Source organism: Actinoplanes utahensis (genome assembly GCF_016862455.1).
Lineage (GTDB): Bacteria > Actinomycetota > Actinomycetes > Mycobacteriales > Micromonosporaceae > Actinoplanes > Actinoplanes utahensis.
The window spans coordinates 35,065-50,453 of sequence record NZ_BOMZ01000036.1 but is presented as its reverse complement, the minus strand read 5'-3'; the positions used below and the strand labels follow the sequence as shown (position 1 = coordinate 50,453).

General features: G+C 69.6%; 11 protein-coding genes, 1 tRNA gene and 1 other RNA gene. 9 read left to right on the top strand and 4 right to left on the bottom strand.

What is annotated here, in order from left to right:
• Positions 1 to 124: 124 nt before the first annotated feature.
• From Aut01nite_RS12675 to Aut01nite_RS12665, 3 genes are all read right to left on the bottom strand, one after another.
• On the bottom strand, positions 125 to 997 hold the full coding sequence (locus tag Aut01nite_RS12675; RefSeq protein WP_043533037.1) for a hypothetical protein: 873 nt from the start codon (positions 995 to 997) through the stop codon (positions 125 to 127).
• Entirely contained in the window at positions 994 to 1,359 is a 366-nt protein-coding gene (locus Aut01nite_RS12670) for a PadR family transcriptional regulator (protein ID WP_043533038.1), read from the bottom strand. The genes Aut01nite_RS12675 and Aut01nite_RS12670 overlap by 4 nt, the downstream gene beginning before the upstream one ends.
• A 118-nt stretch (positions 1,360 to 1,477) precedes the next feature.
• Positions 1,478 to 1,562 (bottom strand) — tRNA-Ser (locus Aut01nite_RS12665).
• A gap of 83 nt (positions 1,563 to 1,645) precedes the next feature.
• On the opposite strand from Aut01nite_RS12665, the gene ffs reads away from it, so the two are divergent.
• The 9 genes from ffs to Aut01nite_RS12620 all read left to right on the top strand — a co-directional run bounded on the left by ffs (position 1,646) and on the right by Aut01nite_RS12620 (position 13,703).
• An RNA gene (gene ffs / locus Aut01nite_RS12660) (signal recognition particle sRNA small type) lies at positions 1,646 to 1,742 on the top strand.
• A 94-nt stretch (positions 1,743 to 1,836) separates the two neighbouring features.
• Positions 1,837 to 5,733 (top strand): DNA polymerase III subunit gamma and tau, encoded by a 3,897-nt coding sequence (locus tag Aut01nite_RS45065; RefSeq protein WP_043533039.1) that lies wholly within the window; start codon positions 1,837 to 1,839, stop codon positions 5,731 to 5,733.
• A 639-nt stretch (positions 5,734 to 6,372) separates the two neighbouring features.
• Positions 6,373 to 6,672: a YbaB/EbfC family nucleoid-associated protein gene (locus Aut01nite_RS12650; protein WP_043533523.1), complete on the top strand. Its 300-nt coding sequence runs from the start codon at positions 6,373 to 6,375 to the stop codon at positions 6,670 to 6,672.
• Positions 6,673 to 6,676: 4 nt separating this feature from the next.
• Positions 6,677 to 7,270: a recombination mediator RecR gene (gene recR, locus Aut01nite_RS12645; RefSeq protein WP_043533040.1), complete on the top strand. Its 594-nt coding sequence runs from the start codon at positions 6,677 to 6,679 to the stop codon at positions 7,268 to 7,270.
• 399 nt (positions 7,271 to 7,669) lie between these two features.
• Complete coding sequence (locus Aut01nite_RS12640) at positions 7,670 to 8,680, top strand: ABC transporter permease (protein WP_084000070.1); 1,011 nt, start codon at positions 7,670 to 7,672, stop codon at positions 8,678 to 8,680.
• Positions 8,681 to 8,738: 58 nt separating this feature from the next.
• A complete protein-coding gene (locus tag Aut01nite_RS12635) occupies positions 8,739 to 10,484 on the top strand; it encodes an ABC transporter substrate-binding protein (protein ID WP_236643174.1) in 1,746 nt (581 codons plus the stop codon).
• A 116-nt stretch (positions 10,485 to 10,600) separates the two neighbouring features.
• Positions 10,601 to 11,611, top strand: coding sequence for an ABC transporter permease (locus Aut01nite_RS12630; RefSeq protein WP_307837499.1), 1,011 nt, complete (start codon positions 10,601 to 10,603; stop codon positions 11,609 to 11,611).
• Positions 11,611 to 12,645 carry an ABC transporter ATP-binding protein gene (locus tag Aut01nite_RS12625; RefSeq protein WP_043533043.1) on the top strand — a complete coding sequence of 345 codons (1,035 nt, stop codon included), beginning with the start codon at positions 11,611 to 11,613 and terminating at the stop codon, positions 12,643 to 12,645. The genes Aut01nite_RS12630 and Aut01nite_RS12625 overlap by 1 nt, the downstream gene beginning before the upstream one ends.
• Entirely contained in the window at positions 12,642 to 13,703 is a 1,062-nt protein-coding gene (locus tag Aut01nite_RS12620) for an ABC transporter ATP-binding protein (RefSeq protein WP_043533044.1), read from the top strand. Before Aut01nite_RS12625 ends, Aut01nite_RS12620 begins: the two co-directional genes overlap by 4 nt.
• Positions 13,704 to 13,819: 116 nt before the next feature.
• Here the strand turns inward: Aut01nite_RS12620 and Aut01nite_RS12615 are convergent, their stop codons facing one another.
• Positions 13,820 to 15,382: a beta-N-acetylhexosaminidase gene (locus tag Aut01nite_RS12615; RefSeq protein WP_043533045.1), complete on the bottom strand. Its 1,563-nt coding sequence runs from the start codon at positions 15,380 to 15,382 to the stop codon at positions 13,820 to 13,822.
• Positions 15,383 to 15,389 lie beyond the last annotated feature (7 nt).

The window sequence follows — 15,389 nt, the reverse complement described above, 5'->3', positions numbered from 1 at the left end:
GACGACAGAAGGCGAGGGCCGGCTCCGATCGGGAGCCGGCCCTCGCCCGCACTGTTTTCGTTCTCGACAATAGACGGCCCCGGCGGGGCATCCCTCGGCGGGGCGTCTGCCCAGCTCAGAGCAGTCAGGCGCGAGCCCGGCGGCGACTCGCCAGCAGGACGGCGAACGCCACCAGGGCGACCCCGGCGGCCACCGACGGCCAGGTCTGCAGGGCGTCCAGGGACCCGGTCATGGCCCGGTGCAGCGGGTCCAGCAGGAAGGTCGGCGCGGCGGCGATCAGCAGGCGCTGGTCAGCGGTGGCGAACCACAGGAAGACGGCGACCGCCGCGACGGTCACGACCAGGGCCGTGATCCGTACGACCGGATCGACCCGCCAGAACTCGCCCACCGGGATCAGGTGCAGCGCCAGCACGCCCACCGTGACCAGGGCGGTGTTGCCCCGCTCCAGCGGCGCGACGCGGGCCGGCCGGCGCAGCCCGATGATCAGCAACGGCAGGGCCAGGACCGGGGCCCACCACTGCGGCATGCCGTTGGCGAACAGGTACTGGGAGATCGCGGTCTGCACGACGATCGCCGCCACCGCGAAGCCCACCGCCAGCCGCTGCCGGCCCAGGAACAGGGCGGCCAGGGCGGCGGCGTTGAAGAACACGTTCGGCCCCAGGTCCTGCAGCACGAGCAGAGGGGCGTCCAGGCCGCCGAACTGGAAGGCCTCCACGAGATCGTCGATCCCGACCAGCACCCCCAGCGCCAGCACGGCCACCGCCGCCAGTTGCAGGCCCTGCCAGAGCAGCACCAGCCCGGGGCGGGGGGAAGCGCTGCCGGCCCGGACCCGCAGGCCGCCGCGGACCAGGGCGAGCGCCTGACGTGGCTCCGGCCAGCGGCGGCCGCTGTCGGCCAGCAGGATCTCCAGCAGCTCGTCGGCGCGCTCGTCGCGGTAACCCGCCGGGTAGGACCGCAGCAGCGCCCGATAGCGGCGTTCCAGGATGTCGTCGGTCATGCCGGTGAAGCCCTCCAGTTCGATCGTCGGCCGTCTCCCGGTGACAGCCGCTCGTGGACCACACGGGCCGCCTGAGCGAGCCGGTCCGCCTCCGCGGCGAGCACCGTGTGTCCCTCGTCGGTGAGGCGGTAATAGCGGCGGGCCCGCCCGTTCACGATCTCCTCGCCGTCCGCGGCGATGTAACCCTCGCCGAGCAGCCGGTCCACCACCGAATACAGCGAACCGGCGGCGAGCTTGACCTGGCCGCCGGACAGCTCCTCGACCCGTTTGACCACGGCGTAGCCGTGCAGCCGGCCGTCGAGCAGGGCGGCGAGGACGAAGTACGACGGCTCCCGCAGGGAGACACGCGAAGTTGATCGCATGGCGACCGAATATACAAGTAGCTTGTATATGAGGCAAGGCATGGCATGCCGAACGCAGAAAAGCCGCGGGGCCGGATCTTTCGATCCGGCCCCGCGGCGAGAGCTCTACTGAAGAGAGCGGAGGATACGAGATTCGAACTCGTGAGGGGTTTCCCCCAACACGCTTTCCAAGCGTGCGCCCTAGGCCTCTAGGCGAATCCTCCGTGCGCCAGAATAGAGCACTCCGCCGGTCACCCCGTGCATGGGGGTGGGCCGCCGCGCGACTGCCGGAGAAGGTAGGCTTCCGGACAGCCCCTCGTGCGGCGTGTATCTCGTGAACCTCCCCAGGGCCGGAAGGCAGCAAGGATAAGCGGGCTCTGACGGGTGCACGAGGGGTCCTTTGCGTTCTGATGGCCGTCGGTGCCACGGCAGCGGGACAGTCTTGGTTCTTGTCGTACCCCCGACGGACAATGGCGCGGTCGTTGGAGAGGGGCAGGAGTGGCACTCGCGCTCTATCGAAAGTACCGGCCGCGCACCTTCGCTGAGGTGATCGGCCAGGAGCACGTCACCGAGCCGCTGTCGCAGGCATTGCGCAGCGGCCGGATCAATCACGCCTATCTCTTCTCCGGCCCACGTGGCTGCGGCAAGACCTCCAGCGCGCGTATCCTGGCCCGCTCGCTCAACTGCGAGCAGGGCCCCACGCCCGAGCCGTGCGGCGTCTGCGGGTCGTGCAAGTCGCTGGCCATCGACGGGGCCGGCTCGATCGACGTGATCGAGATCGACGCGGCCAGCCACGGCGGTGTCGACGACGCCCGTGAGCTGCGGGAGAAAGCGTTCTTCGCGCCCGCCAACAGCCGCTACAAGATCTACGTGATCGACGAGGCGCACATGGTCTCGTCGGCCGGTTTCAACGCGCTGCTCAAACTCGTCGAGGAGCCGCCGGACTACGTGCGGTTCATCTTCGCCACCACCGAGCCGGACAAGGTGCTCGGCACCATCCGCTCCCGCACCCATCACTACCCGTTCCGGCTCATCCCGCCCGCCGTCCTCCGGCCCTATCTGCAGCAGCTCACCGACGCCGAGGGCGTCACCGTCGAGCCGTCGGTGTTCCCGCTGGTGGTCCGGGCCGGCGGCGGCAGCGCCCGGGACACCCTGTCGATCCTCGACCAGTTGATCGCCGGCTCCGGGCCGGCCGGGGTCACCTACTCGAGCGCCGTCGGCCTGCTCGGCGTCACCGACGCCGCCCTGATCGACGAGATGTGCGACGCCCTCGCCGAGGGGGACGGCGCCGCCGCCTACGCCACCATCGACCGGGTCGCCGAGGCCGGCCACGAGCCCCGCCGGTTCGCCTCCGACCTGCTGGAGCGATTCCGCGACCTGATCATCCTGCAGCAGGTGCCCGACGCGGTCGCCAAAGGCCTGATCGACGGCCCGGCCGACCAGTTGGAGGCGATGGCCGCCCAGGCCGGCCGCCTGGGTGCGGCCACCCTGTCCCGCTGCGCCGACATCCTGCACAACGGCCTGGTGGAGATGCGCGGCACGACCGCACCCCGGCTGCTGCTGGAGCTGGTCACGGCCCGGATGCTGCTGCCGGGCGCGGACTCTTCGGCGGCCGCGCTGCTGCAGCGCCTGGAGCGACTGGAGCGTGGGGTCACCCTTGCGCCGTCCGCCGCCGGGCCTGCCCAGACTTCAGACGTACGAGGTGAGCACCCACCCGTGGCTCCCGCCGTCGAGGCGCCCCGTGGACCGGCCGGTGCCGACGCGGGTGCGGCCGGAGGCGGCGGGGGCGCCGCGAAAGCGGCGGCGATGGCAGCGGCCCGGGCGGCCGCCGGCGGTCGTTCGGCCGGCCTGGGGGCTGCCCGGCCGGTCTCCCCGGCGGCCCAGCCCTCCCCGGTCGTTTCGACCTCTCCGGTCGCTCCCGCGGCCCAGGCTGTTGCTCCATCTTCCGCCCTCGCTCCTCCGTCCACGGCTTCTTCGCCGTCGGCCGGTGGGTCACCGGCTGCTTCTTCGCCGTCAGCCGGTGCCTCACCCGCTGCTTCTTCGCCGGCGGCCGGTGCGGCGCGGGCGGAGGGCGAGCCCGACTGGAACCGGGTCGCCGAGGGGAACGATCCGGTCGAAGCGGGGTATTACGACGACGAGCCGCCGCCGTGGGACGAGGATCCGCCGGAGGCGGCCGGCCCGCCCGAGCCGGTTCGCCGTGCCCCCGCACGTCCCGAGCCGACCCGTCCGGGACCCGCCGGCGCCGAGCAGCCCGCCCATCCGGACTCCCCGCGCCCGGGATCCACGAGTGTCGTGCCCGACCGCATTCAGCCCGGCGGTTCGGAATCCGCGCGCTCGGAACCCGCGGATGTCGTGCCCGCCCGCGCTCAGGCAGGCGGTTCGGACTTCGTGCGCCCGGAGTCCAGGGGTGTCGTGCCCGGCCGCGGTCAGGCCGCCGGTGCGGACTTCGTGCGCCCGGAACTCATGGGTGCCGAGTCCGGCCGCGGTCAGGCCGGCGGTTCGGAGGCGGTGGGTGCGGAGCAGGTTCAGCGCGACGGGCGGCTGGAGCAGATCAGGACCGCCTGGCAGGTGCTCGGGCAGCGCCAGCCCAAGGTCAAGGCGATGCAGGACTACGGCATCGGCGTCCGCGAGGTCGACGGCAACACCGTTATGTTCACCGCCCCCACCCAGGCAGGCGTGGACCGTTTCCTGACCTGGGCCGACGCGATCGCCGGCGAGTTCCGCAAGTCGCCCGGCGGCGTGTGGCGCATCCGCTGCGAGGTGGGCTCGCCGGACGCCCGGGGCGGGGGACGTCTCGGGGCGTCCACGGACCGCCGTGACCAGTCCGCCGATCGCCGCGTCGCCTCCAGCGCGCCCAACCGGGCCGCACCCACGTCCGCCGCCTCCACAGCCTCGGCTCCGGAGCGGAACACCGGGCGCACCGAGTCACGTCCGTCCCGGCCTCAGCGCGCCCCGGCCGCCGACGCCGACGAAGACTGGCCGGCGGCCGCCCGCCCAGCCACCGGCATCGACCGTTCCGAGCATCGCGGACACTCCAGCGCGGGCCGGTCTGCCGAGGAGCACGGACGATCCGGTGCCGCTGCGGTTGTGGGAGACTCGGGCTGGCCGGAACCTGCCGCGCCGGGTGGCCGATCGGCTCCCGCCCAGGAGGGTGACACCGGAAACGGTTGGCCCGAACCTGTCTCACCGGGGAACCCTTCGACCGCCGGTGCGGCCCCGCATGGCGGCCGGCCGGCCTCTATTTCACCTGATGCCCGGCCTGTCGGCGAGGGACAGCGTGATGTCGGCGGCGACGACTGGCCGGAGCCGGCGGTGCCGGGAGACCGTGCGCCTGCTGACCAAGGGCAGCCCGACGAGGCTGACTGGCCGGAGCCGGTTCGGCCGGCTGGACCTGGCGCCGTTGATCAGGCATCCGCGCCCGAGCGGGTCGCCGGGCCGGAGACCGAGGCTGGGTCAGAGTGGCCGGAGCCGGTTCGTCCTGGTGGTGCGGCAGCCGATCCGGCAAGGACCGGCGACGGGTCCGTGCGGCTCGATCCCGCGCGCCCTGAAGTGTCCGAGCAGGACGGGTCTGATTGGCCCGAACCGGTGCGACCTGGAGCGTCCGCGCAGGGCGGGTCTGATCGGGCTGGGCCGCGAGGGTCTGAAGCGGCTGCTGAAAGCGGGTCCGATTGGCCTGAGCCGGTGCGACCGGGGTCGGCTGCCGTCGGTGGGTCCCTCGCGGCCTCGGAGGCTGCTGTCGGTCGGCAGGCCGGGTCGCCGGTGGCGCCGGGACCTGCTGGCGCGGGTGACCCGGCCGCTCCGGGCAAGGGCCCGGCGATCGGTGGCGGGGCCGGCGTTGGCGGAGGCTCGGGGCTGAGCACGGGGCCGGGAATCGGTGCGGGCTCGGCGCGGAGTGCCGGATCGGGGGCAGGCGGTGGTCCAGGATCCGGTGGTGGCTCCGGGCTCGCGGCTGGGTCGGCGTTCGGTGGAGCGGCGGTTGCGGCCGCGCCGCGGGACAGTGCGTCACCGGCGGCGCCGGCGCGGTCGGCGGCGATGGAGGCGGCTCGAGCGGCTGCGCGTACCGGATTGGGCGGTTCTGCTTCCGGAGGTGGGGCGGCTGCCGCACGTGCCGCTCTGGCCAGCGCGCGCAATGCGGGCGGCCAGGCTCCGGGTGGGGCGGCGGGTCGCCCGGCCGGCACCACATGGTCCGACGGGTCTCCGGTCGAGGAGGCGCCCTACGACCCGGAGTACGACGGTCCGGCGCCTCCGAGCGGAACGGCCTATGAGGGTTTCGACCCGGGTGACGAGCCGCTCGACGTCGTGATCGACGAGAAGACGGCCCGTCAGAGCAGCGAGGAGCAGGCGATCCAGTTGCTCCGGGAAGCCTTCGGCGCGGAGAAGATCGCCGAGCTGTGAGCCGGTTCTCAGGCCGAGTCAAAGGTCACCGGCTCGGCTGCGCTTGAGGCCTGCTGCGGCGGCGTGCGGGCAGGCCGCGTTCAAAGCCTGCGGGTGAGCCGGCTTTGAGGTCAGGCCGCCGCGGGCTGCGGGCCTGCGGCGGTGGGCTGCAGGTGGGCAGGGCTACGAGCCTGTGGCGGCGGGCTACAGGTGGGCAGGGCTACGAGCCTGTGGCGGCGGGCTACAGGTGGGGCGAGCTTGAGGCCCCCTGACGGCGTGCGGGTGGGACGCCTACGCGGCCAGGCGGAGTACGGGTGGTACGCCGCTTCCCGCTGGCCGCGGCGGGCTGTGGGCGGGAATGAGCTTCAGGCTGGCCGCGGTGGCGTGCGGGTGAGTTGGGCTCGGGTCTGCGGCGGGCGTTGCCGATGTTGTGGAGTTCGGGCGCGTATTGCGGCCGAACCTCACACGTATGCGGGAGTTCGGACGGGCCGGGGGAGGGGTGGATCTCGGCTGGGGGTGTCCGGTGGCGTCTCGGTGGGCATGGGGACGGTGGCGGCTACGCTGGCGGCGGTAACTTCGACCGCCGCGCGCCATATCGACGGTGGACAACGAACTGATTAGTTGAGGAGCGGTGCCATGCGCCCCGGTGCACAGCCGAACATGCAGCAGATCATGAAGCAGGCGCAGAAGATGCAGGAGCAGGTCGCCCGCGCGCAGGCCGAGCTGGCCGAGGCGGAGCTGACCGGCACCGCCGGTGGTGGCCTGGTGACGGTGGTGGTCACCGGGCTGGGGGAGTACAAGTCGGTCAAGATCGACCCGAAGGTGGTCGACGCGGATGACGTGGAGACTCTCGAGGACCTGGTGCTCGCGGCGATCCACAACGCGGCCGAGGCGCAGCGTGAGCTGACCGAGGAGAAGATGGGTCCGGCGACCGGCGGCCTCTCGCTGCCGGGGTTCTGATCCCGTGTATGAAGGTGCCATTCAGGACCTGATCGATGAGCTGGGCCGGCTGCCGGGCGTGGGCCCGAAGTCGGCTCAGCGCATCGCGTTCCATGTCCTGTCCGCGGACCCGGCCGATGTGAACCGGCTGGCGACCGCACTGCGCAAGGTGAAGGACCTGGTCCGGTTCTGCACCACGTGTTTCAACGTGGCCGAGTCGGAGCAGTGCCGGGTGTGCCGTGATCCGCGCCGGAGCAACGAGGTCCTCTGTGTGGTGGAGGAGCCGAAGGACGTGGTGGCGATCGAGCGCACCGGCGAGTTCCGGGGCCGCTATCACGTGCTCGGTGGGGCGATCAATCCGCTGGAGGGGATCGGCCCGGACAACCTGCGTATTCGTGAGTTGCTGGTGCGCCTCGGGACCGGTGAGGTCCGGGAGCTGATCTTGGCGACGGATCCGAATACGGAGGGTGAGGCGACTGCGACCTACCTGGCTCTTCTGGTGAAACCGATGGGGATCGCCGTGACTCGGCTGGCGAGTGGTCTTCCGGTGGGCGGCGATCTGGAGTACGCGGACGAGATCACTCTCGGTCGTGCTTTCGAGGGCCGTCGCGCAGTTTGAGATCACCTCTCGTAACGTTGCAGTAAACGCACCGCCCGATTGGCACTGCATGGTGCCCCGGGCGGTTTTTGCGGTGTACCTTCCGTTTATTCGGGGTCTAGGTCACAGACATGTCACGGAGGAGACACGGAAGCGTCCGTGTGCGGTCAGTGACCTTGACCCGGGGTACCGCACTAGGTGAATGTTCCTCTCGATGGCGGCACACCCGTCGTCTAGTGCCTTCGTGCGCTGGTCCGATCTGGGTCACGCGTCGAAGGCCGGCACTCGAGGCATGCGACAACCGATCGGTTGCCGTCAGCTGCGTGGGCCATCGTCACCGGGTCGAGGGGTTCCGTGTCCCTGTCGTCCGGGTGGCTATGACTCCCGCTGCGCGGTGGCCGGGAGAGGACCGGACAGTTCATGGTCATAGGACCCGGCACCACGGTCTCCGACCAGGCTCCGGCGGCCCCGGACCCGGCTGAGGGCCCGGTTCCCGGCAAGGCGATCGAGGGACGCTCGCTCGGGCGGATCGCATGGACCCGGCTCAAGCGTGACAAGGGTGCCCTCGGTGGCGCCGTTGTGATCATCCTGCTTGTGCTGATGGCGCTCTTCGCTCCGCTCATCGTCAAGCTGACCGGCAGCACCCCGAACGAGTTCCACCAGGATCTGCTCGACGAGACGTTCGTGCCCAAGGGCACCTTCGGCGGCATGAGCCTGGACCACCCGATGGGCCTGGAGCCGCAGAACGGCCGCGACCTCTTCGCCGGCATCGTCTACGGCGCCCGCATCTCGCTGCTGGTGGCGTTCCTCGCCACCCTGCTCTCGGTGGTGCTCGGCACGGTGCTCGGCGTCATGGCCGGGTATTTCGGCGGTTGGGTCGACACCGTGATCAGCCGCGCGATGGACGTGTTCCTCGCCTTCCCGGTGCTGGTGTTCGCGCTGGCCCTGGCGGGTGTGATTCCGAACGAGGCGTTCGGGCTCTCCGGCCTGAGTCTCCGCCTGGTGTTGCTGATCTTCATCATCGGTTTCTTCAACTGGGGTTACATCGCCCGCATCATTCGCGGGCAAACTCTCTCCCTGCGCGAGCGTGAGTTCGTGGACGCGGCTCGGGGCATGGGTGCGCGCGGCCCGTACATCCTGTGGAAGGAGCTCCTTCCCAACCTGGTCGCGCCGATCCTGATCTACGCCACGCTGCTGATTCCGACGAACATCATTTTCGAGGCATCGCTGTCCTTCCTCGGCGTGGGTGTCGCGCGCCAGCTGGAGGGCGAGCCGGGCGTCACATGGGGCGGCATGCTGTCCACCGCGGTGGACTACTACACGCTGCCGCACTTCATGTTCTGGCCGGGTATGGCGATCTTCATCACTGTGCTCGCCTTCAATCTCTTCGGTGACGGGCTGCGTGACGCGCTCGACCCGAAGACGCGATGACCAACGTTCGATCTCACGCAAATCAGCGAAGGGGAGTTATCTGATGAGGAGAAGGTCGGTGACCGCGGTCGTCATGACCGCGGCGCTCACTTTCAGCGTCGCCGCCTGTGGTGGGGGCAGCGACGATGACAAGAAGTCCAACGGCGGCGGTACCGAGCAGGCGTTCAACGCCTCGGTCGGCAACATCTTCAACCCCTCCACGAAGACCGGCGGCACGCTGAAGCTCGCCATCTCGGAGGACTGGGACTCGGTCGACCCGGGTGACACCTACTACGGTCTCTCCTGGAACTTCCTCCGGACGTACGCCCGGACCCTCACGATGTTCAAGCCGGTTCCCGGCACGGGCAGCGAGGAACTGGTCGGCGACCTGGCCGAGGGCCTCGGCGTCTCCAGCGAGGGCGGCAAGACCTGGACGTACAAGCTGCGCTCCGGCCTGAAGTACGAGGACGGCTCGCCGATCACCTCGAAGGACATCAAGTACGCCGTCCTTCGTACGGTCGACAAGGACGTCCTGGTCCACGGCCCCACCTACCTCGGTGACTTCCTGAACCTGCCCGCGGGTTACAAGGGCGTCTACAAGTCCAAGGGCGTCAACACCGATCAGGCGATCGAGACCCCGGACGACAAGACCATCGTCTTCCACCTGAAGCAGCCGTTCGGTGGCTTCGACTACTTCGCCATGCTGCCCGGCACCGCGCCGGTTCCGGAGGCGAAGGACACCGGTGTGAAGTACAAGGAGAAGGTCGTCTCCTCCGGCCCGTACAAGTTCGAGAACTACCAGGAGGGCAAGGGCTTCAGCCTGGTTCGTAACCCGAACTGGGACAAGGCCACCGACCCGAACCGCCCGGCGCTGCCGGACCGCTACGAGGTCACCCTCGGCGTGGAGTCGAACGACATCGACAACCGGCTCATCTCCGGTGACCTCGACGTCGACATCGCCGGCACCGGTGTTCAGCCGGCTTCGCTGTCCCGCGTGCTGAACGACCCGGCCCTGAAGGCCCAGTCGGACAACCCGGGCTCGGCCCGCACCTGGTACACCTCGATCAACCCGAAGGTGGCCCCGCTCGACAAGCTGGACTGCCGTAAGGCGATCATGTACGCCGCCGACCGCACCGGCCTGCAGGCCGCGTACGGTGGCCCGGTCGCCGGTGGTGAGATCGCCACCTCGCTGATGCCGCCGAACATCGCGGGTCACCAGAAGATCGACCTGTACCCGGCCGGCGCCGACAACAAGGGCGACGTCGCGAAGGCCAAGGAGGCCCTGACGGCCTGTGGCCAGCCGAACGGCTTCAGCACCACCATGGCGTTCCGCTCGGACCGCCCGAAGGAGCAGGCGGTCGCCGAGTCGCTCCAGCAGTCGCTGGCCCGCGTCGGCATCAAGCTGACCCTGAAGGGTCTGCCCACCGGTGACTACTTCTCGCTGTACGCCGGCAAGCCGAGCTACCGCGACGGCAACAACCTGGGCCTGATGACCAACGGCTGGTCCGCGGACTGGAACGACGGCTTCGGCTTCCTCTCGCAGATCGTCGACAGCCGCACCATCCGCGAGTCGGGTGGCTCGTCGAACCTCAGCATCTACATGCCCGAGGTGGACAAGCTGATCGACCAGGCCATCGCCGAGACCGACAAGGCCAAGCGCGAGGCGATCTGGGCCGACATCGACAAGAAGATCATGGAGAACGCGGTCGTTCTGCCCAGCGTCTGGTCGAAGGCTCTGACCCTGCGCAGCAAGAACGCCACCAACATCTTCGTGAACGAGGCCTTCGGCCAGTACGACTACATGATGATGGGCGCCGCTAAGTAATCCCCTGCGTCAACGCAGTACCCGACGAAGACAGTTAGGCAGGTGAAGGCGCTCGGGGGGCCGGTCGGTCCGGACCACAGTCCGGAAAGGCCGGCCCCCCGAAGCCGGACAACGTGGTGACCTACATCATCCGGCGCACTATCGGCGCCCTGCTCATGCTGATCGTGGTCAGCATGATGACCTTCGCGATCTTCTTCCTGGTGCCCCGGTGGGCCGGCGGAAGCGCGGAGAACCTCGCGGCCCGGTACGTGGGCCGTTCCGCCGGCGCGGAGGAGATCGCCGCGGCCGCCGAGCGACTCGGTTTCAACGATCCGATCTGGCTGCAGTACTGGGACTGGATCAAGGGCGTCTTCGTCGGTTCGACCTACGATCTCGGCACGGGCCCGGAAGCATGCCCGGCGCCCTGCTTCGGCTACTCCTTCATCTCCCGGTCCCCGGTCTGGCCGGAGCTGGTGGACCGCATGCCGGTCACCTTCTCGCTGGCGCTGGGCGCCGCGGTCCTGTGGCTGATCAGCGGTGTGGCCGTCGGTGTGCTGTCGGCTCTGAAGCGCGGCAGCATCTTCGACCGGGCCGCGATGAGCATCGCCCTGGCCGGCGTCTCGCTCCCGATCTTCTTCACCGGTCTGATGTCGCTGGTCATCTTCAGCTACCAGCTCGACATCACCGCACCCGGTGGGGCTTATACCCCCATCGAGGACAATCCGCTGGAGTGGGCGTACAACCTGCTCCTGCCCTGGATCACCCTGGCATTCCTCTTCTCCGCCTCGTATGCGCGCCTCACTCGGGCGGGCATGCTGGAGACGATGAGTGAGGACTACGTACGAACGGCGCGCGCCAAGGGACTGCCCAACAGTGCCGTGATCACCCGGCACGGTCTGCGGGCCTCGCTGACGCCGATCGTCACGATCTTCGGTCTCGACGTGGGTCTGCTGCTCGGCGGCGCGGTTCTCACCGAGACCACCTTCTCCCTTCCTGGCCTGGGCAAGTTCTCGATCGACGCGATCGCCCGGAACGACCTGCCCCAGATCATGGGGGTGGTCATGCTGACCGCCTTCTTCGTGGTCGCCGCCAACCTGATCGTCGACCTGCTCTACGCGGTCGTCGACCCGCGAGTGAGGCTCAGCTGATGGCCGATCCCTTCCTGAAGGTGCAGGATCTCAAGATCCATTTCCCCACCGACGACGGCCTGGTCCGCTCGGTCGACGGTCTGACGTTCTCGCTGGAGCGCGGCAAGACCCTGGGGATCGTCGGCGAGTCGGGTTCCGGCAAGTCGGTGACCAGCCTCGGCATCCTCGGCCTGCACAACAAGCGCAACGCCCAGGTGTCCGGCGAGATCTGGCTGGACAACCAGGAACTGGTGAACGCGTCGCCGGAGGACGTGCGGAAGCTGCGCGGCCAGAAGATGGCGATGATCTTCCAGGACCCGCTGTCCGCGATGCACCCGTTCTACACGGTCGGCCACCAGATCATCGAGGCCTACCGGGTGCACCACAACGTGTCCAAGAAGGTGGCCCGCAAGCACGCCATCGAGATGCTCAACCGGGTCGGCATCCCGCAGCCGGACCGGCGCGTCGACGACTACCCGCACCAGTTCTCCGGTGGTATGCGGCAGCGCGCCATGATCGCCATGGCGCTCTCCTGCGACCCGGAGCTGCTGATCGCCGACGAGCCGACCACGGCTCTCGACGTGACCGTGCAGGCGCAGATCCTCGACCTGATGCACGACCTGCAGCAGGAGTTCAACTCGGCGCTGATCATCATCACCCACGACCTGGGCGTGGTGGCCGAGCTCGCCGACGACATCCTGGTCATGTACGGCGGCAAGGCGATCGAGCAGGGGCCGGCGCAGACGATCTTCGAGGCGCCGGAGCACCCGTACACCTGGGGTCTGCTCGGCTCGATGCCGCGGATGGACCGGCCGGTGGCCGACCGGCTCATGCCGATCCCCGGCTCCCCGCCGTCGCTGATCAACCTGCCGTCGGGCTGTGCGTTCCACCCGCGGTGCGCCTACGAGCCGCAGACCGGCGGCCTCGGCACGACGATGGTTCCGGAGCTGACCGAGGCCGGCGGTGGACACCGGGTGCGCTGCCACCTGCCGTCCACCGAGCGGCGGCGGATCTGGGCCGAAGAGATCAAGCCGAAGCTGGAGGCCGGCCAATGAGTAACTCGAAGACGCCGGTGCACGGTGAGGCGCTGCTGTCGGTCCGCGGGCTGGAGAAGCACTTCCCGATCACCAAGGGCCTGCTCAAGCGCAAGGTCGGTGCGGTCAAGGCGGTCGACGGCCTGGACTTCGACGTGTTCAAGGGCGAGACGCTCGGCCTGGTGGGCGAGTCCGGTTGTGGCAAGTCCACGACCGGCCGTCTGCTGACCCGTCTGCTGGAACCGACCGGCGGGTCGATCGAGTACAAGGGTCAGGACATCGCCCACCTCAGCCAGGGCAAGCTGCGCCCGCTGCGGCGGGACATGCAGATGATCTTCCAGGACCCGTACGGGTCGTTGAACCCGCGGCACACGATCGGCGCGATCGTCGGCGCCCCGTTCCGGATCCAGAAGGTCAAGACCGAGCAGGGCATCAAGCGTGAAGTGCAGGACCTGCTCAAGCTGGTGGGCCTGAACCCGGAGCACTACAACCGCTACCCGCACGAGTTCTCCGGCGGTCAGCGGCAGCGCATCGGCATCGCGCGGACCCTCGCGCTGCGCCCCAAGCTGATCGTGGCCGACGAGCCGGTGTCGGCGCTCGACGTGTCGATCCAGGCGCAGGTGGTGAACCTGCTCGAGGATCTGCAGAACGAGCTCGACCTGACCTACGTCTTCATCGCGCACGACCTGTCCGTGGTGCGGCACATCTCCGACCGGGTCGCCGTGATGTACCTGGGCAAGATCGTGGAGATCGCCGACCGCGAGGATCTCTACGCCAACCCGCGGCACCCGTACACCGTCGCCCTGATGTCGGCCGTGCCGGTGCCGGACCCGAGCCGCCGCGACCGCAACCAGCGCGGCCGTGTGCTGCTCACCGGCGACGTGCCGAGCCCGATCAACCCGCCGTCGGGTTGCCGGTTCCGGACTCGCTGCTGGAAGGCGCAGGACATCTGCGCCACCGAGGAGCCGCCGCTGGTGCAGCGGCTCGACGACCCCGGCTCGCACCTCACCGCCTGCCACTTCCCGGTGGCCGAGGACGAGACGGTGGCCGGCCGTCGCCCGGCGGTCACGAAAGCCTGAGAGACGAAACAACGGTGGGGCCGGGAGACCGGCCCCACCGTTGTCTCCGGGGTCAGCCGCCCATGCCGCCCAAGATCTGTTGCGTTCGCCGGCCTCATGAATGCCGGGGGCCGGGCTCAGGACCAGTGGATCTGCGTGGAACGGTGGAAGCGGACGCCCTGGTGGGTCCAGCGGGGGCCGTAAGCGCCGAGCCGGGCGCGGAACGACTCCCAGTCGTGGGTGGACCGCGGTGACCAGCCCAGCTCGGCTATCGCCGGCAGGCGCGGGAAGGCCATGAACTCGATGTCGGCGGACGAGCGCAGCGTCTCCGACCACAGCGGCGCCTCGACCCCCAGAACCTTCTCCTCCGGTACGCCGTACAGAAGCCGCCCGGGATCCCAGTCGTAGGCGTCCCGCACCTCGATGTGCCCCGCCCAGGCCAGCCCGAGCGGGGTCAGCAGGTCGTATCGCATGTCCAGGTAGACCCGGTCGGCGGGGGAGAGCACCACTCGCGCGCCGTCGGCGACCGACGTGGCCACGGCCGGATGGCTGCTCTCCTGGCCCCAGAACTGGATCACCGCCCCGGTCTGTGCGGCGGCCGGGGACTGGGCGATCTCGTGCCAGCCGTACGGGATCTTGCCGTACTTGCGGACCAGCGGCAGCACCCGCTTCTGGAAGATCAGATAACTGCCGTGCGGGGTGGACATCGCCTCGTCCCCGCCGATGTGCAGGTACGGGCCGGGCGTCATCTCGGCCAGCTCCCGGATCACGTCCTCGACGAACCGGTAGGTGGTCTCGTCGTGCGCGCACAGGGAGCTGTATCCGACCCGCATGTCGGTTCGCTGACGTGGCGCCTTCCCGTCGCAGGTCAGCTCGGGATAGGCGACCTGGGCGGCGTTGACGTGACCGGGCATGTCGATCTCGGGCACGACGGTGATGTGACGATCGGCGGCGTACCGGACCAATTCCCGGTAGTCGTCCTTGGTCAGGAAGCCGCCGCCCCGGCCGCCGACCCCGGTGCCGGGCGCGCCTCCGACCTCGGTCAGGCGCGACCACGAGTCGATCTCGATACGCCAGCCCTGGTCGTCGCTCAGGTGCAGGTGCAGGTGATTGATCTTGAAGCGGCTGATCTGGTCGATGTAGCGGCGGATCTCGGCCGGCTCGTGGAAGTGACGAGCGAGGTCGAGCATCGCGCCTCGGTAGGCGTACCGCGGATGATCTTTGATCTGACCGCCGGGAAGCACCCACCGCAACCGTCGCGGGGTCTTCGACTCGATCTCCGGCGGCAGCAGCTGACGCAGCGTCTGCACGCCGGCGAAGAGCCCGGCCGGGCGGGAGGCGCGCAGCTCGACGCCCTGCGACCGGATGTGCAGGCGGTAGCCCTCGTCCGGATGACCCGGCTCCAGGACCAGAGCGATCGTCTCGGCACCGCCGCCGGCGATGATCGGCAGCGGCAACCCGGTGGCGGGACGGAGCGCTTCCGCGAGCAGCCCGGCCACCGGCGTCGCGGCGCCGGAAGCGGTGATCGTGGTGCTGCCGGTGAGCCGGAAACCGTCACCGGGCGCCGGTATCGCCTCGGCGACCGCCGGGATGACATCGGACAGGGTGATCGCGCCACCGGGCGGCGAACCGCTCGAAGCGGTGGCGGTGACCAGAGGAAGGGCCACCACCAGGGTCACGGCCAGGCGGGAGAGACGCACCCGCCCG

Excerpts from the sequence above, each read along its gene's own strand:
- Aut01nite_RS12675 (WP_043533037.1), bottom strand. The coding sequence starts at position 997 with ATGACCGACGACATCCTGGAACGCCGCTATCGGGCGCTGCTGCGGTCC.
- Aut01nite_RS12670 (WP_043533038.1), bottom strand. The coding sequence starts at position 1,359 with ATGCGATCAACTTCGCGTGTCTCCCTGCGGGAGCCGTCGTACTTCGTC.
- Aut01nite_RS12650 (WP_043533523.1), top strand. The coding sequence starts at position 6,373 with ATGCAGCAGATCATGAAGCAGGCGCAGAAGATGCAGGAGCAGGTCGCC.
- Aut01nite_RS12640 (WP_084000070.1), top strand. The coding sequence starts at position 7,670 with ATGGTCATAGGACCCGGCACCACGGTCTCCGACCAGGCTCCGGCGGCC.
- Aut01nite_RS12625 (WP_043533043.1), top strand. The coding sequence starts at position 11,611 with ATGGCCGATCCCTTCCTGAAGGTGCAGGATCTCAAGATCCATTTCCCC.
- Aut01nite_RS12620 (WP_043533044.1), top strand. The coding sequence starts at position 12,642 with ATGAGTAACTCGAAGACGCCGGTGCACGGTGAGGCGCTGCTGTCGGTC.